The 25,922-nt window shown below is 42.0% G+C and carries 25 protein-coding genes; 7 read left to right on the top strand and 18 right to left on the bottom strand.

All coding sequences use genetic code 11. The features are described 5' to 3' along the window. Positions 1–360 precede the first annotated feature (360 nt). The 15 genes from ACLOAU_RS04375 to ACLOAU_RS04305 form a co-directional block, all read right to left on the bottom strand. On the bottom strand, positions 361–1,164 hold the full coding sequence (locus ACLOAU_RS04375; RefSeq protein WP_427860626.1) for a PRTRC system ThiF family protein: 804 nt from the start codon (positions 1,162–1,164) through the stop codon (positions 361–363). After that, positions 1,161–1,874: a PRTRC system protein B gene (locus tag ACLOAU_RS04370; RefSeq protein ID WP_427860625.1), complete on the bottom strand. Its 714-nt coding sequence runs from the start codon at positions 1,872–1,874 to the stop codon at positions 1,161–1,163. The genes ACLOAU_RS04375 and ACLOAU_RS04370 overlap by 4 nt, the downstream gene beginning before the upstream one ends. A 6-nt stretch (positions 1,875–1,880) precedes the next feature. Beyond that, positions 1,881–3,020, bottom strand: a complete 1,140-nt coding sequence (locus tag ACLOAU_RS04365; protein WP_427860624.1) for a hypothetical protein — start codon at positions 3,018–3,020, stop codon at positions 1,881–1,883. Positions 3,021–3,035: 15 nt separating this feature from the next. Next, entirely contained in the window at positions 3,036–3,254 is a 219-nt protein-coding gene (locus tag ACLOAU_RS04360) for a PRTRC system protein C (protein ID WP_427860623.1), read from the bottom strand. A gap of 25 nt (positions 3,255–3,279) precedes the next feature. After that, positions 3,280–3,924: a PRTRC system protein E gene (locus ACLOAU_RS04355; protein WP_427860622.1), complete on the bottom strand. Its 645-nt coding sequence runs from the start codon at positions 3,922–3,924 to the stop codon at positions 3,280–3,282. Continuing rightward, positions 3,914–4,276: a hypothetical protein gene (locus ACLOAU_RS04350; protein WP_427860621.1), complete on the bottom strand. Its 363-nt coding sequence runs from the start codon at positions 4,274–4,276 to the stop codon at positions 3,914–3,916. Before ACLOAU_RS04350 ends, ACLOAU_RS04355 begins: the two co-directional genes overlap by 11 nt. 37 nt (positions 4,277–4,313) lie before the next feature. Continuing rightward, positions 4,314–4,751, bottom strand: coding sequence for a hypothetical protein (locus tag ACLOAU_RS04345; protein ID WP_427860620.1), 438 nt, complete (start codon positions 4,749–4,751; stop codon positions 4,314–4,316). 6 nt (positions 4,752–4,757) lie between these two features. Continuing rightward, the gene (locus tag ACLOAU_RS04340; RefSeq protein ID WP_427860619.1) at positions 4,758–5,237 is read right to left on the bottom strand and encodes a hypothetical protein; all 480 of its coding nucleotides are present in this window, start codon (positions 5,235–5,237) and stop codon (positions 4,758–4,760) included. A gap of 49 nt (positions 5,238–5,286) precedes the next feature. Beyond that, complete coding sequence (locus ACLOAU_RS04335) at positions 5,287–6,324, bottom strand: DUF932 domain-containing protein (protein WP_427860618.1); 1,038 nt, start codon at positions 6,322–6,324, stop codon at positions 5,287–5,289. A gap of 42 nt (positions 6,325–6,366) precedes the next feature. Then, entirely contained in the window at positions 6,367–6,954 is a 588-nt protein-coding gene (locus tag ACLOAU_RS04330) for a single-stranded DNA-binding protein (RefSeq protein ID WP_427860617.1), read from the bottom strand. A gap of 559 nt (positions 6,955–7,513) precedes the next feature. Next, positions 7,514–10,591 (bottom strand): efflux RND transporter permease subunit, encoded by a 3,078-nt coding sequence (locus ACLOAU_RS04325; RefSeq protein ID WP_427860616.1) that lies wholly within the window; start codon positions 10,589–10,591, stop codon positions 7,514–7,516. An 11-nt stretch (positions 10,592–10,602) separates the two neighbouring features. After that, complete coding sequence (locus ACLOAU_RS04320) at positions 10,603–11,649, bottom strand: efflux RND transporter periplasmic adaptor subunit (protein ID WP_427860615.1); 1,047 nt, start codon at positions 11,647–11,649, stop codon at positions 10,603–10,605. 7 nt (positions 11,650–11,656) lie between these two features. Further along, positions 11,657–13,018, bottom strand: coding sequence for a TolC family protein (locus ACLOAU_RS04315; protein WP_427860614.1), 1,362 nt, complete (start codon positions 13,016–13,018; stop codon positions 11,657–11,659). Between the two features lie 45 nt (positions 13,019–13,063). Beyond that, on the bottom strand, positions 13,064–13,672 hold the full coding sequence (locus ACLOAU_RS04310) for a TetR/AcrR family transcriptional regulator (protein WP_427860613.1): 609 nt from the start codon (positions 13,670–13,672) through the stop codon (positions 13,064–13,066). Between the two features lie 31 nt (positions 13,673–13,703). Beyond that, positions 13,704–14,465, bottom strand: a complete 762-nt coding sequence (locus tag ACLOAU_RS04305) for an SDR family NAD(P)-dependent oxidoreductase (protein WP_427860612.1) — start codon at positions 14,463–14,465, stop codon at positions 13,704–13,706. 514 nt (positions 14,466–14,979) lie between these two features. On the opposite strand from ACLOAU_RS04305, the gene ACLOAU_RS04300 reads away from it, so the two are divergent. Next, a complete protein-coding gene (locus ACLOAU_RS04300) occupies positions 14,980–15,402 on the top strand; it encodes a hypothetical protein (protein ID WP_427860611.1) in 423 nt (140 codons plus the stop codon). Positions 15,403–15,788: 386 nt separating this feature from the next. Continuing rightward, positions 15,789–16,241 (top strand): DinB family protein, encoded by a 453-nt coding sequence (locus tag ACLOAU_RS04295; protein ID WP_427860610.1) that lies wholly within the window; start codon positions 15,789–15,791, stop codon positions 16,239–16,241. 236 nt (positions 16,242–16,477) lie between these two features. Here ACLOAU_RS04295 and ACLOAU_RS04290 read toward each other — a convergent pair whose 3' ends face one another. Then, on the bottom strand, positions 16,478–16,930 hold the full coding sequence (locus tag ACLOAU_RS04290) for a DUF1572 family protein (protein WP_427860609.1): 453 nt from the start codon (positions 16,928–16,930) through the stop codon (positions 16,478–16,480). Positions 16,931–17,026: 96 nt separating this feature from the next. Further along, entirely contained in the window at positions 17,027–17,296 is a 270-nt protein-coding gene (locus ACLOAU_RS04285; RefSeq protein WP_427860608.1) for a hypothetical protein, read from the bottom strand. Positions 17,297–18,062: 766 nt separating this feature from the next. On the opposite strand from ACLOAU_RS04285, the gene ACLOAU_RS04280 reads away from it, so the two are divergent. From ACLOAU_RS04280 to ACLOAU_RS04265, 4 genes are all read left to right on the top strand, one after another. Then, entirely contained in the window at positions 18,063–18,290 is a 228-nt protein-coding gene (locus ACLOAU_RS04280; protein ID WP_427860607.1) for a hypothetical protein, read from the top strand. A 274-nt stretch (positions 18,291–18,564) separates the two neighbouring features. Further along, positions 18,565–19,605, top strand: coding sequence for a hypothetical protein (locus tag ACLOAU_RS04275; protein WP_427860606.1), 1,041 nt, complete (start codon positions 18,565–18,567; stop codon positions 19,603–19,605). Beyond that, on the top strand, positions 19,602–19,991 hold the full coding sequence (locus ACLOAU_RS04270; protein WP_427860605.1) for a DUF1573 domain-containing protein: 390 nt from the start codon (positions 19,602–19,604) through the stop codon (positions 19,989–19,991). Before ACLOAU_RS04275 ends, ACLOAU_RS04270 begins: the two co-directional genes overlap by 4 nt. A gap of 360 nt (positions 19,992–20,351) precedes the next feature. Then, positions 20,352–22,406, top strand: a complete 2,055-nt coding sequence (locus ACLOAU_RS04265) for an outer membrane beta-barrel protein (RefSeq protein ID WP_427860604.1) — start codon at positions 20,352–20,354, stop codon at positions 22,404–22,406. Between the two features lie 28 nt (positions 22,407–22,434). Here the strand turns inward: ACLOAU_RS04265 and ACLOAU_RS04260 are convergent, their stop codons facing one another. After that, entirely contained in the window at positions 22,435–23,196 is a 762-nt protein-coding gene (locus ACLOAU_RS04260; RefSeq protein ID WP_427860603.1) for a helix-turn-helix transcriptional regulator, read from the bottom strand. Between the two features lie 1,238 nt (positions 23,197–24,434). Between ACLOAU_RS04260 and ACLOAU_RS04255 the strand changes: the two genes are divergently transcribed. After that, positions 24,435–25,898 carry an AAA family ATPase gene (locus ACLOAU_RS04255; RefSeq protein WP_427860602.1) on the top strand — a complete coding sequence of 488 codons (1,464 nt, stop codon included), beginning with the start codon at positions 24,435–24,437 and terminating at the stop codon, positions 25,896–25,898. Positions 25,899–25,922: the final 24 nt, after the last annotated feature.

Raw genomic sequence — 25,922 nt, 5'->3', positions numbered from 1 at the left:
TCGATAATTTTCTGCATTGTGACTACAACAGATAACAAATGTGGATGATTTTAAAATACCTACTTTTCGGGCAGATATTATCGAAAGAATCATAAACATCAAATCTTATTGTTGCTGGTTAAATGTTAGAAGTTGTCTTGTTTTACTAAATGTGTCATTTTACAAAAAACGGTTGAATCGTGGAACAGCATCTTTTTTCAAAGGAAAAAGTACAAACAAATACCGCGACCTGTTGATTAAAATGAGGGCCGCCCTGAAGCCTGGCTATTCCATTTTAATCAAGTGGTTGCTCCGCTTGAGCGCCGGGAGGTCAGCCCGACCAGGGGGAGGGCTGACCTCCCGGCGGCGCCAGGCACCCCGTCAGCCGATGGGGATGGCCTTTGACCGGAACTCTTTGAGGTTAAGAAAAAAGCCCCGGTGTTCCGTTAACCCATTGCGGAACATTCCCCATAGTAAAGAACTGCCCAACTGGGCAAGCGCACCGTTAATATATAAATCCTGTTGTTCTAATGCTTGGGCAAGACTACAGCTTGGTGTATCGTCTTTTGTTTCAGATTGTTTCAACAGGTCGGGGTATTCATCGGTTATAAAGGGAAGATTTGCTACGGGTTCATATTTGCGGGACTTGGGTTGTTGGATTTTTCCGACGGTGGACAGGATGACCTGCCCGGTGTAGCGGCTGTTACCGTAGTCCATCCAATAGAGTGGCTGGTCATAGCTGTATCTGGGTCGGGGTATTTTCAGGAACTCCGCCATTTCAAAGCGGGTAGCAACATTGTCTACGCAGGTAATGTAAATATTGGCGGCTACGTTTTCACCCGACTGTTTTAATGTGGCTATTCCAAACTTTCTTGTTTCTGCCTTCCAATTAGTACCGGCCCAACGGTTAGCCCGGTTGATGAGTGCCACTGCTTTGTTCATGCCGGTTTCAGATTCAGCGAACCGTTGCCGTCCGAGGTTGGCATTTGTCACTATATCATCATCCCATAGCCTAACGTCCAAACCGGGGTGGCCCAGCATGATTAAGCTATGGTTCATTTCAACTAAACAGGTTAATACTTTGGAGCCGGTGCCGCCTCCGCCTATGAGGTTTACGGTTAGCGGGTTGGTCGGTTGCAGCAATTCATTGTCCGTAAAATGGACTTTTAATTTTGATGTTTTCATGAAATAAAGTTTTTGACTGTTTTTTTAGAAGGGGTTAAGACTTCCATCGGGAAGGGCTTATCAGTACCAACAAGGCTATCCCAAAGCTGTACACAGTTGCCATTTATGGGGTTATGGGCTTGCATCAGGTGACTGAACTTACTATTAAAGAAACTGGCCTCCCAGGCGCTGACAAACTCCTCTAGCGAAGCAGTTTTTTTGATGGTGGTATCTACGGTGCCCATACATACCCCGCCGCTTTCATACACATTGAAAAATGGGGCGTGAAAAAGTTTTGTTGTTATAGAGGGTCTTTTATTATCTGCTAAAGCGAAGATGTGTAATCCCTGATCCCCAGCTATCCATACTAATGGCGGGATGTTCGCTATACCATTAGCAATACCCGATAAAGGGGTAAAGTATAATTTCTTCTGTTGCGCCTTAGTGTACCAAATCACTTTTCGTTGCTGCTGGTCGAGGTATAATACATTCGCATCCATTATGCCAGCGGGCTTTAATAAGGTTTCCTTTTTTTCAACGGTTGTATTTAAAGCCTTTGCCAGTTGCCGGGCTTCGTTCACTGAAAGGGGGTGTGCATTGACAGGGCTGCCGTTTTTATCTATATCAAAATACTCAACATAGGTGCTTCTTTTATCATCCTTAGTATGGTAAATCATCAAAGCGGCTTTAGGAAAATAGAGGGTGCCGAAGCTGCCAGTAATATCTTTCATAATTGATTATTTATAGTTATCTAATAAAATGGTGAGTTCATCAAATAGGGGAAACAGTCGTTTTTCAAAATCAAAATTTTCTCCTTTCAGACTGCGCCCATTAATGGGCTGGTAGATAACAGGTTCATCAATATAGGTGTACTCCTGTAAATCATAGTTTATCATTTCAATGAGTTCATCTGATAATCTTCCGGTTGACTTTGCATAAAAGGATATATAATTTTCCCATGAAATGAAGTGCATATCCTCATCATCCTTTTGTGGTATACCGCGTATTTTAGTATGAACTGGTGTAGTGGGATATTGCCGGTATAATTCAAAATACTTTTTTGCCAGCTCAAAGCACTGCGTTTCAAATTTGCTGCGGCTCTTAAATGAGGACAGGCGACGAGAGAACCATGTAAGGTTTTCCTGCCTCCTGATTTTTTGTTCAATCCTGTCTCCAATAAATTCCACCTTTTTATGCTCTGAGGTTATCACTGGGTCTATTTCACCTTCTTCCTCAAAGGCTTCCCTTTGCATCTCCATTATTCTGTCATACATCCAATAGAGGTAGGAGTTTTCCTGCCGGTGATAGGGTACATCTGCTATCTTATACAGGTAGCTGCATACAGATAATAGTAGCGTTGCACCTCTTTTGTACTCCCGGCTTTTAAGCATCAGGTATAAAGGCTCAACCGGTATATAAAATAGGGTCTGGCTGGTATTATACTGTTCTTGTCTGGCAAAAAACACCCTGCTTTTATGCTCTACCAAAACAAGGTTACCTTCTTTGTCGCCTAGCTGTTGCCTGAGGTCGGATAACGCCATTGCAATATTATAGGGATAGCCGTACTGTTTTGTTAATGCTGGTTTTATTGGTGTCTGACTGGAAAGAATAGTTAGGGACTTATAAAAGTCCCTAACTGCTTTTTCGTTATCCCTGAAGATTAGAGGTGTTTCCGGCAACTCTAATTTTGGTAAAAAAGAGGTGCTTAAAAAAGCATTGGTAGCATGGTTACCGGCACAGCCTTTAGCTTGTCCTTTTGCAGCTCTGCTGCGTCCTGCTTTCGTTGCATTCTTCTTACGAAGGAACCCAACTGGATGTGGAGTTTTTTTTGCTTTAGTTCTGCGGGTAGCTTTATTATGTGTTGTTGCATGGTTCATTGCTTTAGTATTTAATTATCCTTTGGTTCCTATTACAGTTTCAAAACGGTATTGTACGGCGTCCTCCTTAATTAATGGCCCGGATATTTTGGCTGTTGTCAGTTCGGGATAGGTATTCGAGTAAAAATTTAAAACAGCCTGTGTACTCCATTTTGGCTCCGGGTCGGTCAGCCTGATTTCTTTTTCTTTATCCTGAAAAATGAATACCCTTTCTAGTTGTGTTGCTAGTAACATAGTAATATTTTTTAGTGTGAATTAATTATTGCTGCTCATCGTGCAGTTCCTCGTCCTCCTCTAGGTCGTTATCATTGTCCCACTCCTCCGGATAGTCTTCATTAGGGGTTTGAGGTTCGGTAGTTTCTTTTGCTGGTGGTGTATTGTCCCCGGCAGCTTCAAATAAATCCGGTGAGAATTTTTGAGAAAGCGAGGCTTTTCGTTTTCGGATGGTTTCGGCGTGGTCTGGAAATTCGCTGGTGTGTGGTACTTTCATCCATGCGTCCCTGAATTTCCCGGCCTTATCCAATTCATCCACTTTTTGCATAGCATCTTTATACCTCTTGTCCTTCGCATCTTTTTCTTTTTTGATTTTACTCTCCTTGTCTTTTTCAATCGCCGATTGTTTTTTGACTTCTTCTAGTTGTTTCATGTAGGCTTCCATATCGACCATCAGACCGGAAGCCGTTTGTAATGGTGTAGTCACCTTTGCAATAAATCCCTCATCCAGTTCGGTGGCCGTGCCTTTAAGGGTGTAAGGTGGGATAAGCTTTTTTGCATTGTCTCCACACTGGTCATTTTGTAAAAAAACAGAAACTACTAATCCCTGTTCGGCTCCTTTGGCAATAGTGATATTTAAATCGCCTGTCAGGTTAAGTGCTTCTATTTGTTTGAAAAAATTAGTGTCCATAATTTTCTTTTTTTATGATGATTAACTCATTGATAGTTTCTTCGGGATAGCCGAAGTCTTGCAGTTGTTTTTCGTAGGCCGCGATAACATCATTGAATTCCTTTTTCCCTTCTTCACCTGTGTAGGTCAGCTTGTCTAGTTTCCCGGCTTTCATGGCATGCATAATATCATGCAGCCTGTTTTTTGCACGTTGCCGCTGGGTCGTTAGCCGCCTGCCTTTCAAATTCCATTCAAAGTGCTTTTTTAGGATGTCGTGATAAATGCCTGCCACGGTGTATTTCCCTTCTCTGTTATGTTCTACAAAGCGGTTAAAACACCAGTCTATAAAATCATTTAATGTTTCGTATGCCATTTTATGTCTGTTTTGTAATTAACAGGACTACCACTTATTAGTCCTCTGAATTGTTTATTAGTGGTTCTATACAGGTCATGTTATTCCAGATGTATTCAAATATTTCTTCGATTTGCCTAGTTGATAATTTTTTCATCAGGATAGCTTCATTGTAATCCTCGCTTACAGTAATAACGCCGGTACTTTTAATGGCGCTGGCAACTGTCAGGTAGGAGTACTGGCCCCGGATGCAGATGTGTAGCAAACAATCCGTAAGGCTCTCCTGTCCAATTATCAGGGTTTCATATAAAGAGGGTGCGCCTGCAAGCGGTTGGTGTATGGAATGGATTTCTATCGTAAGCATTGCCAGCCGGTTAAATTTAAATCCATGCTGTTCGGCAAAGTCTTCAGCGAACAGGCCTTGTTGAATTGGTGCCTGTGGGTATTCAATGCCTTTTATCAGGCTGCGTATAGCAAAGAATGTGTTTGTTTTCATAACTGTTTATTTAGTGTGAGCGTATTTGCGGAAGCTGTCAATGCAATTGTTTACGGCTTCTCTTGTCTTGTGCTGGCGGACTTCCAAAGCCAGGCTTTCAATCTGTTCGATTTCTATCAAGGCTGAAAATGTGTACTCCCAATTTTCTCCGGCAACCTGTACCTGCAAACGGTAGGGGTGGGTCAATTTCCTGCGTAGTTGTTCCGCCTTTAGGGCATATTTAATTTCTCCCGTGTTTAGAAATTCGGATTTCATTTTTTGCATCCGGGCGTATCTGCCGTAACGCATCAGCGGAGATTTACCTTTTCGTTTCTTCTTTGGTTTGCTGCGCCTGCGCAGGTCTTCCAAAAACATTTCGTAGGTATAACCGGGATAGGTGCTACAAAGCAGGTCGAAGGCAAAAAGCGGTTGTGCTTTGTTCAATCGTCTTGCTTTACGCATCCTGCGGATGGCTGCCAGCCTGTCGGCGGAAAATGGTTTGCCCATGATTTTGAATTTGAAAAGGCAGCCGCCAGCTGACGGCTGCCGGTGGTGATTAATTCATGAGAAAAATATCTGAACCGATTTCAGCGAAAGATCTACACAGGTCAAAGGCCTTTTGCGCTCTTTTTTGTGCGCTTCCGTTCATGATGGAATCCAGTTTCTTTTCCTCGCTTTTGTATTTGGCTACATTTTGATAGTAACCGGTTACGGCGTTGTAGGCTCCGAATAAAGTGCCTTTAGTGGTTTCCATTTGCTGTGTTTCGCTAGTCATGGCATAGGCAAAGGCATCGTTAATGCTGTTTTTAAAAACGGAGGATAGTTCATCGGTAGCCCCTTTTTTCAGCAGGTCGAAAGTTTCCTTATTGGGGCAAAGGGCGTGTTCTATCAGTCGTTTTACCTGCTTATCGTTAATGCTGACCTTTGCCCACTGGTTAAATATTTCTTCCATCTGAATACTCAGGACATTGGCTACACCCATGATACGGTGCGCATCGTCGAATCGTTCTTTTGCTCCTGCGGTATGTTTAATACGTACTACATTGCTCATGTCGCCCAGTGCTGCGTTGAGTGTATTTTGGCAAACAATGCGGATGGGGGTAAATGCTGCAGTAATGCTTCCGCTGCCATCGTGCGAGGTTGTAAGGAAAATATATTTCTCGGTTACATCGTCACCATTGCCAACCCGAATATAACCGGGTAGTTTTGCGGTGATGAAAATACGTTCACCGTTTCCAAGTGCGCCTGCTGTTTCATACAGAATACCATCGCCGCCGCCTACAATAGCGTCGAAGAAAGAAAAGGCTTCCCTGTTTTGCACGATTTGATAATCCTTACCAACCACACCTAAAACAGTATTGTTATCGGTGCGAATGTTTGCAAAATAGTGGGGAACCTGCTTTTCGCTATCGTCATTAACTTTTGTATACAGTGGTGATTTAATAACCTCGTAGTCCAGCCCGGCGTATATCATTGCCTCTGCGCTGGTAGGGTACTGGTCTACGATTTGACCGAGGTTGTGCCACGCTTTTTGCTGAACACTGAAAAATGAGTAACGTCCGGTTTTTTCGTTATAATTTAAATTATGTGCCATGATAAAATAATTTTGATATGAAATGATGTTTAAAGAATTGGATTAGAACGGCAGGTCATCAGTTTCAGCCTGTGAGTTATTAGTGACAGGTTGTTCACTGTTTTTTTTGCCGCTGCTGTGTAGCGTAATAGCTGCGGTGTTGAAGTTTAACCCCGCTTTGGCTTCGCCGTCTTTGTTAATCCATGCCCGTGGGATTACCCGTCCGGACAGCTCAACTAACGCCCCTTTTTTCAGGATAGCGGCTACTTTTGGCCGGTTCCAGAGGGCACAATCAAAGAAGGTGGTTTGTTCAATCCGCTCTCCTTGTTTGTTACGGTAGCTGTCGTTAACGGCTACAGAAAAATTAACTACTTGTTTGTCATTTGACAGGCTGCGAACCTGCGCATCTGCTGTCAGTCTTCCGATGATGTTCATAATCGTACTTTTTAGATTTAAAAAAATTTGGTTCACTAATTCCGGTCGTCCTGATGTGTTTTGTTTGTTTCGCAAATCATTTTTCCAAAAGAAAAACCGGAAAAAAGAAAGCAGCATGACAGTGCAGGCAAAGCCGGAAATCAAAAGCAGGGAGATAAGAGCAGCATTGTTGTTGACCCAGGTGTTTTGAGCAGCAGTCTTTTGGTTTTCGATCAAGCTTTGAATGCAAGAAATTAGCTGCCTTTTTACCGGTTGATTTTGGAAGGGAGGGCCCAATTCCTATTTTTATATTTTCGGGGCTTTTACTATACCGTTCCTTTCAAAACTTTCTGGCTGGTGTTTTTTTCATTGCGTGAGCGATTGTGATGGAAAGCCCACAGGGACGAGGAGTTGCAATGGAGAGCGCGGTACCTGTAGGTACACGCTATAAAAGAAAAAGGGCCACGCTTCCGCGCAGCCCAAAAAGTAATCACAGCAAATGATTTAAAGATCAGATGCCCTTACGCAAACTATCTGCATATGCATTCGGCAAAGGCTCTCCTCAACCGCTTTTGCTGCCTTCTCTACATCTTACTCAAAGTGGATAAACTCTACCTAAATATTTTCCTTATTGACGATGCTACTATCGGGGTTTATATTTAGCAGCACGTATCCGTCACAGTTATCTCCCTCTTTTGGCTTACCTACAGAACTGAAGTTTATTGCATGGCGGTAATGCTGGATCATCGTACTGTATTCACAATTCTTAACTAACGAATAATGGTGAAAGGCCTGATTAATGCCTTCTCCCGGTATCGGGTTCCTCCTCCAATTCTATTTGGGGTGGAATCAGCTTGTACATTACCGGGGTTACTATCCTTGAAAGGATCGTCGAGCTTATCAATCCTCCGATTAGTACAATGGCCAGTGGCGCGATCTGAGGGTTAGGATTCATGGCAATGGGAATCAGTCCGCAGATGGCGGTGATCGAGGTCAGTACTACTGGAAGGAAACGTGTTTCACCTGCGATATGGATAGCGATATCCAGCGTATGGCCTTTGGACCTCAACTGGTTGGTAAAATCGACCAACAGTAATGAATTCTTTACTTGTATTCCAGACAGACCAATAAAACCGATGATGGAAACCAGTGACATCGGATTGCCAGTAAGCAGTAGGAATACCACTCCCCCAAGAACGCCCAGAGGAATGATCGACAGTACGATGATGATACCTTTGAAGGTCTTGAACTGTAACAGCAGCACTGCCACAAAAAGGAATCCACTCAGGATGATCACCGAAAGGAAGTTTCCGCCTAGGGCATCGCCTTCGGATTCTGCCTCCCCGGATAGCTTGTAATAGTATCCTTTGGGGAAATTCAACTTGTCCAGCTGTGGAACGATATCCTTAAGTATGTCGTTGGCCAGCACCTTGTCCTTAGTAAGTGAGGTCACCTTTGCAAAACGGGATTTATTGAAGTGATTTATCGCCGTTGGGGACGATTCAAATCCGATGCTGGCAATCTGGCTGACCTGTATAGGCACCCCACGCAGATTGTTCACGTACAGGTCCTTCAAAGCGTGAAGATTAGAGAACTTATCCCTGGGAACAGTAATGACCACATTTCTGGAATCCCCACGGTCATCGATATAGTCGCCCACGTTTAGTCCTGCAACGGCAAGCCTGATCACCTTGTCAACATCGCTTGTCATCACACCTAGTGTGCGCGCCTTTTCTTTGTCTATGGTAATCTTGACATCGGATTTATAGGCATTCAGTTCGTTGTTGATAAAAAATGTACCAGGATGTTTACGTAAAAGTTCCTCTACCTTGAAAGAAAGTGCGCGAAGGGTATCCTGATCCTCCCCGAAGACCCTCACCACTATGTTGGCCTCGATCGGTGTTCCCTGTTCAAAATCCCTTACCTCAATCTTCGCATATGGGAAGTCCTTGAACTTGCTACGTAGTTTCCTGATCAGGTCCGTTTTCTCGATCGGGCTTGCATCTTCGTGCAGCTGCACGAAGATCTGGGCAAAATCCGGCTTGATATCCTGTTGGTGTACATTATAGTAGATCTGCGGATTCCCCTTACCTACGTTGGAGGTATAATACAGGATCTCTTTATGCGATTTAAGCTCGTTTTCCACCAGTTTTGCAACACGGTCACTTTCCGGTATATCCGCCTGCAAGGGCATCTTTATATTGACAAGGAACATGGGTTTCTCCGAAGTTGGGAATAGCTTGAACCCGGCAAGCGGGAACAGTGCAAATGCCAATACACTTAATACGATGGATATACCTATCGTTACTCTGGGCCATTTAAGCGCCAGCTTCATGATTCTTCGGTAAGAAAAGGTCAGGAACTGCTGCAATTTCTTTAAAAAGAAATTTCCTTCTCCATGGGCGTGTGTCTTAAGTATCTTGCTCCCGATAAAAGGTACAAGTGTCAGGGCTACGATCATCGAAGCAAGAACGCTTGTAATGATCGCCACCGGCAGACTGCGGATAAATTCTCCGGCGATATCGGGTAAAAATGCCAATGGAAGAAAGGCAATGATGAGTGTGGCCGTACAACCCACCACGGCCATGCCGATCTGTTTGGTGCCCTTTAGTACGGCATCCTTGATGGAATGCCCTTCCCTGAGCCACCTTTCGATATTTTCAACAACTACGATACTGTCATCTACGAGCAAGCCCAAGGCCACTACCAGGCCGACAATACTCAGCTGGTTCAGCGAAAAGCCCATCATGTTCATGGCGATCAGTCCCAGCGCAAGGGATAGCGGAATTGATATCATAACGATCAGCGAAGCCCTGAAACCAAGGGGAAGGAGCGTAATAATTACCAGCACAATGGCCAGACCGAAATCAAATCCGAGGTGTCCAAGACGTTTTGCCACCATATCTGCCTGATCGAAGTTTTTGACCATTTTGATATTTTTGGGCAAGGTTTCGTTGAACTCGTCCAGTACGGGCGTATATTCCTCCTTCACCTTGCTGATATCCACGTCATCCTTCATCCCTGCGTTTACCAGGATACAGCGATGTCCGTTGATCCGCGTGATATGGTTGATGGTGCCATCCTTATAGTTCACACTGGCAACATCCTTTAGATAAACTATTTTTCCATTGGCGTTGTATATGACCGTGTTGGCCACATCATCCACATTTTTGAACTTGCCACTGGTCTTTACGTTGAATACCTTATCGTCCAGGTTGATGCTCCCACCCGGTATATCGGCTGCCTCGCTCTGCAGGCTGCCCATGACAAGGTTTAATGGAATTTTCAACTGAGCCAATTTATCCAGCTGCATGTCAATCCTTATTTCTTGTTCAGGCATACCCGAATATTTCACTTCACGCAGGTTGGTAATCTTTTCCAGTTTTGATTTCAATATATCGGCCTGATCGCGCAACTGCTTGGCGGATGCCGTAGTGGATATGAGTGCCGTCTGGATGATCTTTACATCTCCTGAGGAGATTTTCTCTGTTTTGATCTGATAGATATCCTTTGGAAGCTCTCCGTTCTTCAGGGCGTTGATCTCAGTAGATATCTCCTGATATTTGTTGTCTACGTCCACGCCGTACTTAAACTTGATCTGTATGGCGGCAACGCCATCTTCTATCGTGGTCAGTATCTTGTCGATGTTCTCCAGCCCATAAATCTTGTTTTCTATAGGCTTGACCACCTGTTCTTCCATATCCTTAGGACTGGTGCCTGGATAAATCACTGTAACCAGGTATTGTGGGGGATGTGTGGTTGGATCCTCAGACCGGGGCATGGTGAACAGTGTCAACAGCCCCACCACCGAGACCAGTACAAATATGATCAATGTAAACTGGTAGTTCTTAACTGCGAAATTTGTTATCTTCATCGTGCTTCAGTTTACTTGATTATTTTAATAACGGATTGCTCGTTCAAAAAGGCGCTGTTAGAAACTACGATCTGACTAATTCCTTCAAGTTTATCGCGCAGGTACACTCGGTCGTTTTCAAACCTTAGAATATGTACAGGTATTTTTTTTACCTTATTAGTTCCAACGACCGTATATATAAAGCCTTTGTCCCCGTCTGCCTCGACCAGCGAACTGTAGGGTATGACAACGGCATCACCACCACTGCGTGCCGCTATCTCGGCCTTGCCGAACATGCCCACAGGTGGGGTTTCTTTACCGAGCTTCAGTTTGAGCTCTACCTGGAAGGAGCCGATCTCCCTGTCGGCAGAATGAAGTTTCCTGCTTACGGTGGCATCGAACTGCTGGCCGGAATAGCCGTCAAGAGTCACCTTTGCGGACTGACCCACATTGATGGCCGCCCATTCCAGGTCTGTTACGCCTATCTTAAGGACATAGCTGCCGTTTGCAGCCGTTGAATTGGTGAGCAGTATGGGCATACCACCGCCAACGACTTCACCCTCATTCGCTATTTTTCTGGTCACAAACCCGTCCGAAGCGGCATATATCCTGGCATAATGCTCGTTGAACGCCACCGCCTCTTTGGCTTTTCCCGCAACGTCCAGCGCAGTCTTTGTGTTCTGCAACTGTTCGAGCGTAAAAACACTGTCCCTGTAAAGGTTCATTGCCCTGTCGTAGTCACGTCGGGCCTTGGCAACGCCAAGATCGGACTGTGCAAGACCGGCAGCGATCTCGGTCGCATTGAGGGTGGCAAGTATCTGCCCCTTGCGAAAGAATTGTCCCTCTTCTACAAAGATTTTGCTGATCACCCCGCCGATCTTAAAGGCATAATTTGCCTCGTTTTCGGTACTGACCAGACCGCTGGCACGTATGGTGCCGGATACGGTATAGGAGGATAAGGGGGCGGTCTTCACAGCGATCACGTCCGGTTCGCCCAGTGGATTTTCTTGTTTTGGATGTTCTCCACAGGAATAGATTAAAAATGTGGAAGCTATTGTGATGATCTGAATTTTCTTCATTAGTTGTTTATTTAATATTAAAACTGGCGTTGGCACGTTCGATCGCCGTAAAGGCGATCCATGTATCGAACAGGGCGATATTGGCTTGGAGCTGTGCATCGACCCATTGGTTCTGCGCATCCAGGAGTTCAATGTAGATTGCCATGCCCTCCTTATAAAGTTTGGATAGGTCGTTGTAATAGGTTTGGCTTGTACTCAACTGGCTACGGGCAGCCTCGTACTGTGCAATGGCGCTCTGCATATTCGCCTGGCGCACCTTTAATTCTGTTTGAAGCTGCTGGGAGACATAATCTGTTTGGGAGGCAATGGCTTGTTGTTCGGCAATGGTCTGCTTTATACGGTAGTTGTTCTTCCCGAATGCGAAAAGGTTCCATTCCAGCGAGACGCCGAAGAGGTAGTAACGGCTACGGTCGTTGAATTTCCAGTCGAAAGCCTGCGAACCCAGATCGAGACTGGCCCCTACCTTTGGAATGAGGTATGACTTTGCCAGTCCTGTAAGATCTTCATTGATGCCTTTGGCTAACTTCAGCTTTGAAAGTTCCTCGCGGCCTTCTACGTTACTGGCAGACAACAGGCTTTCTTCGGGCAGCGTGGAGATGTCATCGGTAAGGATGGTGTCGCTTAAGGGACGGTTCAAAAGGAAATTAAAATAGAACTGCGCGGATTCCCTTGTTTTGCCAGCCGATATGATGGAAGCCTCTATTTTTGCGATCTCATTCTGACTCCTGATCAATGCTGTTCTGTTTATTTTGCCATTGTCCAAAAGCTTTTTGTTCACACGTTCTCCCTCGGTCACCAATTTCAGGTACGACTGGTAGATCTTTTCGGCATTTGTCGCCTTCAGGTAACTATAGTACGCTGTTTTTATCTCCTTTATCAGTTCCCGTTTGTACAGCAGTACCTCTGTTTTTTGAAGGTCTATCTGCTTTGTCTTTATCTTTTTGTTGTAACTGAGTTCTGCATTGAGGATCGGCTGGGTGATACGGAACTTGGCATCGTAGAAATTATCGGGATTGATCAGCACATGCTGGTTCTGCAATTGTGGAAAAGAGTTGCTCCCGGTAAGCTGGTTGAGCGTGGAATAGACATTGTTCATCATGTCGCCCACGGGGATATCGATAGTACGGCCACCGTCCGCTTTTGTATAGGTGGTGGAAAAGGCTACATTGGGAAAAAACATACTTTTTGCTTCCCCAAGTGCATACACATTCTTCTCCAGTATAAAATTCTGTTGCTTTATACTTTGGTTCGACTCTATACCCTCCTTTATATAGCCATTCAGTCTGCTCTGTGCGGAGAGCAGGCCGGTAGAGGCAAGGGAAAGCAACAAACCAAGCCAGATCTTTAGGATTTGATTTTTATTAATCATTGTAATAAATTTAAACACTGTTCAATTGTAGAGAAAAAAAAAGGACTATCCTTTTTCCAGTAGTGAAACAAAACACGCATAGCCCTGCTCCATCAGTTCTTCATTGGTCCTGTTCCGGAAATTAGTGGTACGGTCCTTACAGAACAAAGCGCAGATCCCATGTACGGACGAGAGGAACATAAATGAAAAATTTTCAATGTCCGCATCTTTAAACCGTCCCTGTTTCTGACATTCCCTGATCAGTTCCATGAGGTGGTTGATTGCTTCCTCGGCAATCTGAAAACCTCCGGCTTCACCTGTTTTACTGGCAGGCTCTTCGATGAACATCAGGTTGTAATAGTCTTTATTGTCCTGGGCAAACTGTATAAATACCCGTCCTACGGCCTTCAGCCGTTCAAAGGGGTCATTGACGCTGTTCAATACTTTCAGATGTGCCATCAACAACCTAAAGCCTTCCTTATGTAGTTCGTAAAAAACCTCACTTTTGTCCTTGAAATGAAAGTAGATCATTCCGGGACTGTAATTGATTACGTTGGCAATATTTCTGATACTGGCCTTTTCATATCCTTTTTCGAGGAAAATTTTGCGTGCAGCGTCAAGTATGCGTTTGCGCATTTCCTGTTTCTCTTCCTGTTTTCTTTCTGCTATACCCATTTTCCTTTTTTCTTTTAAGGGAATATCCTACCTACCGGGACAATCCGGGACTGATCTTACCCATTATATTTATGGCTGATTTCCTGCTCAGGAACCTGAAGCCGAAAAGCATCATACGGTTCTTGAATCCCTGTACGACCCTCGGACGGTTTCTGGCGGACAAAGCGTCGATCAGTTCGTCCACGACCTGTGGAACCGTGGACACCACAAATTTCGGGAAAGCACTGGTGTCCTTGCCTGCATGTGAATGGAAATCGGAATCGGCCGCTCCGGGGTTAAAACCCGTTACAAATATACCTTTATTTTTATACTCGTACCATAACGACTCGGAGAGGTTGGCCACAAAGCTCTTCGTTGCAGCATACACCGCTCCGCCGGGCAGTGAGCTATGTGCAAGCAGGGAACCGACATTAATCAGTGCATCACCGGAAACCGCCTTTGTTAAAAATGCATAGGACAACGACACCAGCGCGTCCATGTTCAGTGACATAGTGTCCAGTTGGTCCTGAAGTAACAGATCGGTAAACTCACCATAACTCCCTGTTCCGGCATTGTTGATTAGCAGATCGTACTTATTGTTCAGCAGATGCAGACTGACCTGCTGGACATCTTCTTTTTTTGTCAGGTCGGCCACAACGATCTGGTGCCTGCCACGGCCGAGCGATTGCTGGACCTCTTCCAGTTTCTGTCTGCTGCGGGCTACCAAGGTCAACTGGTACTCCAGTGCCGAAAGACGCTTGGCCGTTTCCAGACCGATGCCGCCACTTGCTCCCGTTATTAATGCTTTTTTCATTTCATAAATGTTGAAGTTAATTTTACGACGCAAATTTATTAAACAGTGTTCAATTGTCAAAATTTTCTTTTCACCTTTCTCTGATATTAACTGAAGAATACTGTATATCACCGATTCTCAGTGATTTATTTTAGTTATAACTGATGATAACGGCCTCTTTTACTTAAAATTTTTGATTTTAAGTTTGGCCTATACAGACAAATTGTTGTTATCTTTGAACACTGTTTAAATACAATTCTGTGTAATTGCTGTTATTAATCAAGGTAAGGTCTTGCGATGAGTCATTTTCCCCAAAAGCTTGTATGATTGGGCAGATTGCATTATTGAATTGTTAGTAAATGCTCAAGGAAGCATTGGGCAGTACTATTTCCCCAATGACAAAGTGTTATTCTTCCTGGGAGTTTACATATAGCAGATAATTAGAATAGTGCTGAGACTAGTCATTAACAAATGATCAATAGTCACGTCGGACCACTTGGTTTTTAATATTCAGTAACCGATAAATATTTTATTCATGGGAACTAGCAGATTAGAAAAATTCAATGGCAGTGATTCACGTCATTTAGGCAACTTAATAAGGTCATTAGTTAAGCAAAACGGATTTGACTGGAAAGATGTTGCTGCATATATTGAGGTTAGCGAAGAGCAATTGAGTCAAATCTTTGACTCTCGTACTATAGATATTGAAAGGCTCATCAAATTCTCGCAGTTGTTACAGCACAATCTTTTTATTTATTACCTCGATAATGAGGTAATAGGTAATCTGTTTGAGAATTACGTCAAGGAGATGGCCCCTCAAGTTAGCTATCTTATTCGGCAGCTCGAAGCAAAGGATGGTCAAATAGCGCAGCTGAGGGCGTTGACCGAAACGCAAAGAAAAATCATTGAAATATTAGAAACGAAACAGTTTTTACAAAACAGCGTCAATGATGAATGATTTAAAACAGATGAAAACTCTTTGTTGGCAAATAGTTTACTGTTACACGATCACCACTTATACGCGGACTTAAACTAATAATTGTTAGAGATGAGTGGCCTAACCTAACTGGCAAATTTCCCGGCACTGTTAATGAAGTAACCTTTACCGAACTTCAGCGAAACATAGATCACTGCTTCTGGTTAATTTAATGCGCCATCCATTCTATTTCAAAGGTTCTTATTCAACTACAATATTCGCAGTCCTAAATCAAAAAGGCTGCAGAGCAGAAAAGAATAAGTGAAGTTTTGAACCTTGTAAAGCTAATAACAAGAGTGAATATCCAACTTCATGACAATTTTAGAATTGAGCCTTAAGCAACCTTTCATATCTTATATCAATAAAGTATGTTACATTACCTAACACAATTAGAAGAACTGCGAGCGATTCTATTGAGCGATACCGCTCAACTAACAATCCAACAAGTCAATCACATACCACTTGGCTTTAATAATAACATCATTTGGAACATGGGGCATTTACTCGTTATTTCAGAAGATATCCTTTACGGCAGTATTGAAGCTAATAGACCACTTCATGAGTTTGAAATCATGGGATTTAAGCGAGGAACTAAACCTGGAAGGGATATAGATAGCAAAACAATAACTTCAATACGCGAGTCTTTAGCTGCCACGGCACCGTCATTCCGTAAACTTATGGATCATGCGTCATTGGCACATCCGGAACTGCAGTATGATGACTTAATTCGTTCAATAGTGAGTAAAGTTTCGTTGGGATTTTTAATTTTTCATGAGAAAATGCATATAAGTGCAATCAACAACATAATGCTGCACTTGTAATTGTTTTATGACAACTCTGGAAGAGTAAACAGAATATATCCTATCAGGCTTAATCAGGATCAGTAATGGGCGTTCTACTCCATACCTATCTTATGCGTCGATTGGATCGGTTTTAAACCAAACTGAAAAGGGAGAACACTTATCACACGGTCTAATTATGAAGATTTATTTACATTATAAGCCGTCTCATATCCTATGAGTAAGGCTATCTTCGTTACTGTATCAAATTGTTCATTTTATTGATCCAGAAGACGTCGGTGGTAATTAACCTGCCCGAGATGATAGCCCAGGTGTGTGGCTAGGTGAACAAGAAAATATTCAGTGGTCAAATATGCGCCGTCTATATCTTGCGGATATTCTCCTTTCATTTGCGCATCAGTGATCAGGGGAAGGGTCGCATTTACAACTGTAATAGTTTTTTCTATTTTGATGATGAGTTCAGTTCTGGGTAAGTTTTTCAGTGAAAACTCCTCAGGCCGGTTACGAATATAACCGGAGTGGCCTAAAACCGCGCCGATGTATGTATTGAGGTTTCCTACCAGGTGAAGGCACAAGTTGCCTGCTGAGTTGAGTATATTACCATCAATGCGCCAAATATTGGTTTCATCCTTGTAAAGTTCCAGTTCTTCTTTCAGCTTATTCAGATCGCGACAGAAAAACGATAGCAAAACATCAGTAAGCGTATTCATTTAATTTGCAAGATAGCGATTGATCATCTGAAAAGGCCCAATCTTTTTAGTACGGGTTGCGTAAATTAGCTTGCAAAGCAGAAGCAGCCTACTTAATTAAATCAAGCGCTTACCTTCTTCATTTCTTAATTTTTCCCGGATCTGTTTAATATAGTCTTGCGCTAGCCGCTCTTCCGTAAATATTGCAAGGTATTGGTAGCCGGTATTTATATTCCAGGCAAAACAGTTTAAATTATCTTTAAAGGCCTGGTCGGCAGGTAAAACACGTAAATCGTTTTTTGAAGGATTGCCTTCAACAATAAATAACCCTTCTCCCTGAATAGGCATACTTAAAAGAGCGCTATTTATAAAATCATCAATATTCATTGGTAAAAATTGAGGGCTAAAAATAGCAACAATTACCAATAGACGTTTAAGTATTTTACCTGATCGATTATGTAATTTATGCAGCTACTAAAGAATATAACGTGGGGTAATAATAGCCATACTATATATTCAAAGTAAACGAAAGTGTCTGTCCAAGTACGCTTTTGACTATCTCAGATATAAACACGGGTGCCATCTCTTCAGGACTAAACCCGAAAATTTTGTTATCAAATGTAATAAAGGTAAACTCTAACACATCCTCACCCCTTAGAAAAAGGCTCCCAAAACAAGCATATGAATCGGGCATCGGGTTGGACAACTTATATTTTATTTGGTATTCCTGGTTATCGAGTATTAGTTGTGCTTCTAAATAATCTTTACTGAAATACATTTAACTCGTGAGGTGTTTATGATGGTGCACTAAATGGCAGTGATTAGTCACCTATTGGTGTTCAAATTTTATTAGCAATTATATAATCGTCAATACGGATATGGATTACAAATGTAATATTCCGGGCCATCCCGTTTTAAATAAGAAAAAGTAATGTTGAAAATAACTATACAAAAGTATAGGGGGTTCATGATTTTAATTATATGCCATTAATATGTATTAGTACATTAGAATTGAAAACGGGTTATATACACATGGGGTATTCTAATTAGATTCATTTTTAATGGTGCACAATTGACGATGCAATCTATTTGCCCCTAGTGATTGATCCTTATTCAGCACAATTAATTATTTTCTTAACCAAAATCACAAAGAATGAAAAAGTTTATCGGAAGCTTTGCTATCGCTTTTGCTCTGGTTGCTGCCCTCGGTTCCGGCGCTAATGCGGGAACTGTAGCCGAGGAGGAGTTTGGAGTTGATTGCGAATGTAATTCAAGTAACCAGTGCGTTGCCAGCGGTGGCGGAGGCGACTGCCATAACGGTAGTAAATGCTGGAAAAGCGATTTGAACTGTCGCGGAACTTCCAACCCGACTCAAAACTAAATATCTGCCCTCAAAACTTTTTTGATCATTGGTTTATTGAGGTGCAAATACCGACAACTATGGATATACTCCATAGTTGTTTTTATAATTGCCAATAGTATTGCCACCATTAAATAAGTATAACCGAATGGTATTATTTCCAGGATGTAAAAAACACTTTTGCCTATTACTCGCAGTTTGCCCGCTAGTTTTTTGCTTTGTTTCTTGTAAGGATGAGCAAACCGTTAAACCTGTTTTCGAGGTATCTTCTTTTGCTCCGTCCATCTCACTGGAAATGGACACACTATCTCTTGAACCTGGCAACTATTCCGGTCAGGGATTTTTTCGATTGATCAATGACAAAGTTTTCTTTTTTGATACTAAATTCTTCCTGGTCACCGGCTTTGATAGTATGGGAAATGCCGAGCAAAGTTGGTTGGGAATGGGAGAGGACAGTACTGAAATAGAGCAGTTTATTACTTGTACGCTTTTGCCGGGTAACGAAGACCGGTTATTCTTCGCCAATGATTATAATTTTAGAAAGTATGATTCTACCTGGCATAAAAAATCTGCACCCTACCTACTTAAAAGAAAGCGTAAGAAAGGTGGATTTGACACCGATGATTTAAGTATCATCGGCATGTATGATTTTAATTGGGAGAGCTCCAGTCTTTCGACCTTATGGCTACCCGTAAATTCTAAATCTGAAATATTTATACCGCTGAATATTACCCGGAAGGCGAATAAAAAGGTAAATAAGTTTACTGACCCTGATCTATACTTTAAAAATGCCCGGACATTTGGAAAGGTAAATAGCGGCGATGGAGCCATCACACAAATAGCCGGCAACTATCCGGATTCTTATGTAGAGAACAAGTATTTAACAATGTTCTCTAATATGTATATGGCCGTAAAAAAAGATAGCATTCTGGTATCCTATGAGGCTGATAAGGGTATTTATGTATACTCTCCTGATCTTAAACCACAATATGCTTTTGGGCTGAAAGGTCAATTGCCTATGAAAACAGACTATCCCTTAACCGGCAGTCACGAGGATTTTTACAATACGAAGTTTGCTGATAGTTGTGAATTGAACTTTGGCTACTATACACATTTGTTCTACGACGAAAAAAGTGACCTTTTGTTCCGCTCCTATACTACGGGCTACGGCGATCACTCAGGTGTCCAGGTTTACCGGGATAGGGTTTGTATCGGTGATTTTAAAGTGCCCAGGAGGTTCAACGTCATCGGTCGTATCGGTGATTACTACTACGCTGACGGATCTATCTCGAATAATAAAATTGAAATATTTCGTTTTAAAATAAATACCAAATGAAAAGGTTATTCACTTACATAATGCCGGTTTTATTCTTGTCATTGTTGTTTTCGTTCAGCGGTGATAAGGATCAACTTCTATTTGAATCAAAGTCCGTAACTGCGCGACCCAAGACCAGCGATTCAAAGGAAAAGATTGAACATGTTTTTAAGTTTAAGAACCAAAGTAAGGAAAGTGTGCTTATAGAAGAGGTTCGGCCTTCCTGTACCTGTACTACTCCGGGTTATACCAAAGAGTCTGTAAAACCTGGCAGCGATGGTTTTGTGAAGTTATCGACTACTGCTGAACAATTGAAAAAAGCAGGTAAGGTTGAAGCTGTAATAAAGACTATTGACAATAAATTGGTGAAAAAGTATTATTTATTAGAACTTAGCTATGGAAAGTAACCTGCTGATTATATGAGATCATTTTTGTTGTTATGCCTGCTTTTAATTTTTACATGTAAAGGTTTATTTGCGCAAAGCGATTCTTCTGCGGTCGTAACAGGTATAATTTCGACGCAAGGCCCTATAGGAAGAGATACCGTGTCTGTTCATGTACTATCGGCTGATAGAGGGAGTTTAATGCTGGAAAGGAAGGTCGTAAATGGGAATTTCCTTTTTAAATTAAGCCCTGTTAAAAGTATTCATGTATTAGTTTTCTCAGATAGATTTGATACCAGCAAAACGTTTATTGATGGCTTGAAATTATGTGCCGGATGTACCTTTAAGATGGATACCGTAAAGCTGACTGAGAAAGCCAAGAGTATGTCCGAGGTAATTGTACATGCCCAGAAACAACTTATACAAGAATTCCCTGATAAACTTGTTTATAATGTGGAAGGAGATCCTGATGCAGAAAGCTCCCCACTTTTGGACATCATGCGAAAAATACCTTCTTTAAATGTAGTTGGGGATGACGCTATGGATGTAAACGGTCAGGGTTTCCTGGTGATTGTTAATGGCAGGAAGGCCGGTATATTCAAGCAAAGCCCGGTCCAGGTAATGAGGACTTTTCCTGCGAAGCTGGTGAAGTCCGTAGAGGTCATTACTTCTCCATCGGCCAAATATGATGCAGAAGGCGTTGGGGCTATCATCAATATTGTGCTGCGCAGGAAAAAGTTTGAGGGTTATAATGCTTCCCTGACTGCCAACAGCAGTACGCTTCAAAATAATTCACTTGTGGGGTTGATCACCCTGAAGCAAGGACGGGTTGGTTTTAATGGATATTATGCTCCTGTATTCTCACATAGACCGGCGACGTCCACTGAACAGGAATTGAACTACACAAACCTTTCAGCATATTCCGTATCACAGAGTTCAACTGTCAGAAATAAATATCGTAATCTAACTTACAATAATGAGATCTCCTGGGAAATCGATTCAATGAGTTTGTTGAATGTGGGGTATTCTAACTCCCTGGATAACCGCAGGCTGGACTATAGTATATCCTCGGTACTCTACGACTACTCAGGCCAAGCGGCCGAACGGTTTCGGAATGCCAGTTTGCAAAAAGGACGGACCTCGGTTCCTGCTGTTAATGTAGACTACCAGCGGCGATTTGATGAAGACGGAGAAAAGCTTTTGTCTATATCGTATTATTATGAGCAATCACGCTATAGGGAAAGAACTTATCAGGATATAACAGGCCTATTAAATGCACCTTCAGGAGAAAACTTTTTTTCCAATAATGAAACCGAGAAGGAGCATACTATTCAGCTGGACTATTCCCATCCGCTTTTTTCCAATAGTTTAGAAATGGGTACAAAGGCTATTTTCAGGGAGAATAATAGTGATTACCTGTTTGATTTACAGGCTTATGATAACCCCTCTCTTCAAAACGGGAGCCTTAAGTTCAACCAGAATGTTTTTGCAGGCTATGTTTCCTATGGTTGGCGGGGCAAATATTTGTCAGCTCAAGCCGGTTACCGGGGCGAGTATACAACCGTATCATTAAAGTCCATTTCTAACAGCGATTACTTTACCTCCGTTCCAGGTGCCGCTATCAGTTATAAGTTGAAGGCGGGGCCTGTGCTTAAGCTTGCTTACTCTAAACGAATTCAACGACCGGGTATTTCTTATATTAATCCTTTTACAGATATCGTTAACAACCGGTTTGTCAGAGAGGGTAATGCTTCCTTAAAACCTGAGAACTTTAATATTATTGAGTTCACCGCATCACAAAATACCAAGAAAGTAAACCAGCGGATAAGCTTGTCCCAAACGATCTCCAGTAATACCATTCAGGTGGCTTATTTGCAAATGCCGGACTCGGTTTTAAAAGCAACTTATTTGAATATCGGTCATTACAGGCTTACCAACCTTCAGTATTACATTAATCATAAAATCAATGCGGTCGCTTCACATGTACTTAAATGGAATCTCGGTTACCGTTACTTTGGCGATGGTGACAGCCGGCTGAATGATGGATGGAATACATCTGGTGACTACTCTTTTAATTACAGAAGCAAGAAAAACTTTAAGGGGACATTAAATGTGGGGTATATATCTTACACACCGACGACCTTTGGTAAGACGGAGGGACGCTTTTATAATTTCCTATTGCTCGGTCAGGATTTATTTAAGCGAAAGGTTACTGTTGATTTATCGTTTCGCAACTTTTTTCCCAAGAACTTAACCGTTCACTCAGACTTTAAAACTAATGGCCTGGAGCAGTGGAGTCGTCAAACTGTATTGCAAAGGGAGATAAGATTAAGTTTATCCTACAGGTTTGGAAAATTGAAAGAAAGAGTGGAACGAACTGAAAAGTCTGTAGAGAATGATGATTTATTGAAAATAGAGAGGAAAGACAATGTGAAGTAGTGTTTACGGGTTCGGGGTTGTTATTTTATCATTTCAAAAGATTATGATTAATCACATAAGCTATCGCCTGGGACATGTTTTTTACTCCGAACTTTTTAACGATGTTTCCTTTGTGAAACTTAACGGTGGCCTCAGTGATCGATTGCTCTTCTGCTATTTGAGTTATTGTAAAGCCCTTGATGGATAAAGCCAGAATCTCTTTTTCTTTTTTACTGAGTATAGGTGTTTTTTGAATCTGCCAGTCACCCAGGTTATAATCATAGACGAGCAGTTTTGAACAGTTTTCTTTGCTCATGGTGGCCCTGCCTGGTTCGGCTAATGGGGAGAGGCTAATCACACACAAGGCCAGCCAGGGATTAAATATGCTATCAAGTGACAGTGGAATCAGTTTATGATTGACTAATATATAGTTTTCATCCAGCTGCTTTAGCCTTAAATCATGTGAAAAGGTGTATTTCAGCCTTTCGTGAAAAGGAATGCTATGATAAAAAATAATGGCTGCCTTATAAGTTTTTCTTAGCAAAACCAGGTCGTCCGGATGTATATAGGTTTCGTAAAAGGTATGCCCCATTCCAATTATCTCCCTGCTCTTTTTCCCGCTAAAGAACAGTGGGAAGTCTGAGAAGTATAAAAAGGCGGTGTTCCATAAGTCAAGCAGATATACGCATTGATTACCGGTCCTCGAAAATGCATCGATAGCACGAATGTAATATTCCACCTTCATTAAATTTGCAGGGTGGGGAATTGACATTTTTTGCAGGGAGGGGAATAGATGCTGATTAGTGTTCATACTCGAATATTTATATCGGGGAGGCAGTGCTCTGCTTCCATGATGTGCGGGGAAATTTTCCTATCATTTTCTGTACACCGTGTTTAAGCTTATTGTTAGTTGAACATATTTATGTGCATTTTGTAGCGACCCATGCCTAAGTTCAATACGATGTCGTTTTCTTCGATTTTGTGCTTCGTAGTTAACTATTTATGGACGGTCCAAATGTATACAGTAATGAAAAATTGAAGTTATCCATTTGGAAATATTTTGTGCAGCGATTAATGTCGGGCAGCAATGGAAAATATTTCCCACCTATTGGGTCCTTTACATTTGATGAGTATATAAATTTAATAACAAGATAGCTTGGCGCGTATAGGAAAAACATCCAGTTTTTTAAGGGTTTTTCCTAGTAAGACGTATTAAGTGAAGTTTTAAATTGAGCCGAATTCAATTTGTCATATTAAATAAGTCTGGATAATGGGATTTTAAATGCCAGTCCGATTTGCATATTATTTTCTAGAATGGATAATGTTCGTTAGGCTATAGGTCTAATGGTTCGGAGCGCCCGGTTATTCTTAACTGGGCTTTTAGTTACAAATCGAATAAAATTTGTTCGTGGAACATTTTGAAACAAGTCTGACTTAATAATTATATCACTTATTCGCAGATTTGTCTAATTGTATAAAATACCGGATAGCTTCCATTGAGATATCCTTTATAGTTTGAATAACAAACAAGAAAAGAGTATGTACTTGCATAGACTTAGAGCAACTTTTGTACACTTATGATAAATGTCAATTGCTAGTGCCGGAAATTATAATGAATTGAAATGAAGAGTTGAAAAAACGCTAAAAATAAAAAAATCCTTATCAAATATTAAAAACAATGTTTATCTTGGCTTTAGCTAACTGTTATACATCTATTTTAATCCCCGCTATATAAAGGACACGTGAGAATTTTCGGGGGAGCTAACTGATTGTAAAGGCTCAAATACAATTATCAAAAATGTGGAATTGGTACTGTTGAAACTTATTTTAAAAGTTTCCAGTCGTGGTATGTAAATTTTTGCTTTTGACATCTAAGTGAAAATCCGGATGTCTTCATTCAAATGGAGCATCACTATATATACTTTTTGAACAACCACCAAATAGCCTAGTAGGTATAGGTTGACTAATAAAGATTCTTTATTTAGGAATCGGTATCACTATGCCCATGATGAAGGTTATTAAAGCATTAACCCAAAAACCAATCACTAATTGCTACGAACCACTACTATACGGTTTGCACATGTTGTTTTGTTCTTACTAACCTGGCAGTTAATTTATGCCCAGGCACAGGATATATCCTCCCCGGATAGTACTACAGCATTGGTTTCGGGCAAATACCTTTCTTCCATCAATAAAACAGCGGGCAAATTAGAAACAAGCCTGGATAAAAAAACAGATAAGCTGTTACTTAAATTACAACAACAGGAAAATCGTATTTACAAAAAGTTACAAAAAACGGATAGTACAAAAGCCAAACAATTCTTAGAACAAAACCAGGCCCAGTATAAAAAACTGGAACAAGGGTTTCAGAAACTATCAAAAAAAGGTAATACCTATATTCCTTCCTTAGATACACTGACCAGTAGTTTAAAATTCCTGCAGGACAATCCTGAGCTACTCAAACTAAAAGACAATGCGGGGCAACTAACCGGTGCTTTAGATAAGGTACAGGGCTTACAGCAACAATTCAACAAAGCCGAACTGGTCAAGAAATTTTTAAAGGAAAGAAAACAGACCCTTGGCAGCCAGTTACAGAACTTAGGGTTACTGAAAGAACTCAAACAACTGAATAAACAGGTATACTATTACCAGGCCCAGGTAAACGAGTATAAAGAAATACTGAAGGATCATAAAAAGATAGAGAGAAAAGCAATAGAGCTACTAAGCCAGACCAAGCTGTTCAAAGACTTTATGCAGAAGAACAGCCAGCTGGCGTCCCTGTTCAGGCTACCGGGCAATAACCCCACGGACCCGGCCGCACTCAACGCCTCCCTGGCGGGACTACAAACCAGGGCCCAGGTAAACAGCTTATTACAACAACAACTCTCCGCTCCGGGAGCGATGGACCAGTTCCGCAGTAATATGCAGGACGCCCAATCACAAATAACCAACCTGCGAAACCGTATCGGCAACCAGGTGGGCAATACCGGCGGAACAGACATTGACATGCCGGAAGGCTTTAAACCCAACAATCAAAAGACAAAAACCTTTAAGGACCGGATAGAATATAATACGGACTTCCAGAGCCAGCGAAGCAATGGTTATTTCCCTACGACCAGTGATATCGGCCTGTCAGCCGGCTACAAACTCAATGATAAGAGTGTGATCGGTATAGGAGCCAGTTACAAGATAGGCTGGGGCCAGAACATACAGAACATCAGGATCACCCACCAGGGCATTGGCCTGAGAAGTTTTGTGGACTGGAAGATCAAGGGCGGCTTCTGGTTAACGGGAGGTTATGAACAGAACTACCGCAACGAGTTCAACAACATCGCGGTCTTAAAAGACCTGAGCGCCTGGCAACAAAGTGGGTTAATAGGCTTGAGTAAACAAATCAACCTAAGATCAAAAATATTCAAAAAGACCTCCGTGAAGTTATTATGGGATTTTCTGAGTTACCAGCAGGTACCAAGGACACAACCTATACTCTTCAGGGTTGGGTATGGATTGTAGTAATAAACCAAAACCGGCTAGCTC

Source organism: Paraniabella aurantiaca (assembly GCF_050309965.1).
GTDB lineage: Bacteria > Bacteroidota > Bacteroidia > Chitinophagales > Chitinophagaceae > Niabella.
Note: the sequence above shows the minus strand (reverse complement) of the source record. Positions and strands in the feature narration are given on the sequence as shown.

Excerpts from the sequence above, each read along its gene's own strand:
- ACLOAU_RS04345 (WP_427860620.1), bottom strand. The coding sequence starts at position 4,751 with ATGAAAACAAACACATTCTTTGCTATACGCAGCCTGATAAAAGGCATT.
- ACLOAU_RS04360 (WP_427860623.1), bottom strand. The coding sequence starts at position 3,254 with ATGTTACTAGCAACACAACTAGAAAGGGTATTCATTTTTCAGGATAAA.
- ACLOAU_RS04270 (WP_427860605.1), top strand. The coding sequence starts at position 19,602 with ATGAAAAGGTTATTCACTTACATAATGCCGGTTTTATTCTTGTCATTG.
- ACLOAU_RS04335 (WP_427860618.1), bottom strand. The coding sequence starts at position 6,324 with ATGGCACATAATTTAAATTATAACGAAAAAACCGGACGTTACTCATTT.
- ACLOAU_RS04265 (WP_427860604.1), top strand. The coding sequence starts at position 20,352 with ATGTCCGAGGTAATTGTACATGCCCAGAAACAACTTATACAAGAATTC.
- ACLOAU_RS04365 (WP_427860624.1), bottom strand. The coding sequence starts at position 3,020 with ATGAACCATGCAACAACACATAATAAAGCTACCCGCAGAACTAAAGCA.
- ACLOAU_RS04285 (WP_427860608.1), bottom strand. The coding sequence starts at position 17,296 with ATGAATATTGATGATTTTATAAATAGCGCTCTTTTAAGTATGCCTATT.
- ACLOAU_RS04295 (WP_427860610.1), top strand. The coding sequence starts at position 15,789 with ATGTTACATTACCTAACACAATTAGAAGAACTGCGAGCGATTCTATTG.
- ACLOAU_RS04300 (WP_427860611.1), top strand. The coding sequence starts at position 14,980 with ATGGGAACTAGCAGATTAGAAAAATTCAATGGCAGTGATTCACGTCAT.
- ACLOAU_RS04275 (WP_427860606.1), top strand. The coding sequence starts at position 18,565 with ATGGACACACTATCTCTTGAACCTGGCAACTATTCCGGTCAGGGATTT.
- ACLOAU_RS04290 (WP_427860609.1), bottom strand. The coding sequence starts at position 16,930 with ATGAATACGCTTACTGATGTTTTGCTATCGTTTTTCTGTCGCGATCTG.
- ACLOAU_RS04375 (WP_427860626.1), bottom strand. The coding sequence starts at position 1,164 with ATGAAAACATCAAAATTAAAAGTCCATTTTACGGACAATGAATTGCTG.
- ACLOAU_RS04260 (WP_427860603.1), bottom strand. The coding sequence starts at position 23,196 with ATGAACACTAATCAGCATCTATTCCCCTCCCTGCAAAAAATGTCAATT.
- ACLOAU_RS04355 (WP_427860622.1), bottom strand. The coding sequence starts at position 3,924 with ATGGACACTAATTTTTTCAAACAAATAGAAGCACTTAACCTGACAGGC.
- ACLOAU_RS04325 (WP_427860616.1), bottom strand. The coding sequence starts at position 10,591 with ATGAAGATAACAAATTTCGCAGTTAAGAACTACCAGTTTACATTGATC.
- ACLOAU_RS04370 (WP_427860625.1), bottom strand. The coding sequence starts at position 1,874 with ATGAAAGATATTACTGGCAGCTTCGGCACCCTCTATTTTCCTAAAGCC.
- ACLOAU_RS04350 (WP_427860621.1), bottom strand. The coding sequence starts at position 4,276 with ATGGCATACGAAACATTAAATGATTTTATAGACTGGTGTTTTAACCGC.
- ACLOAU_RS04305 (WP_427860612.1), bottom strand. The coding sequence starts at position 14,465 with ATGAAAAAAGCATTAATAACGGGAGCAAGTGGCGGCATCGGTCTGGAA.
- ACLOAU_RS04280 (WP_427860607.1), top strand. The coding sequence starts at position 18,063 with ATGAAAAAGTTTATCGGAAGCTTTGCTATCGCTTTTGCTCTGGTTGCT.
- ACLOAU_RS04315 (WP_427860614.1), bottom strand. The coding sequence starts at position 13,018 with ATGATTAATAAAAATCAAATCCTAAAGATCTGGCTTGGTTTGTTGCTT.
- ACLOAU_RS04340 (WP_427860619.1), bottom strand. The coding sequence starts at position 5,237 with ATGGGCAAACCATTTTCCGCCGACAGGCTGGCAGCCATCCGCAGGATG.
- ACLOAU_RS04310 (WP_427860613.1), bottom strand. The coding sequence starts at position 13,672 with ATGGGTATAGCAGAAAGAAAACAGGAAGAGAAACAGGAAATGCGCAAA.
- ACLOAU_RS04320 (WP_427860615.1), bottom strand. The coding sequence starts at position 11,649 with ATGAAGAAAATTCAGATCATCACAATAGCTTCCACATTTTTAATCTAT.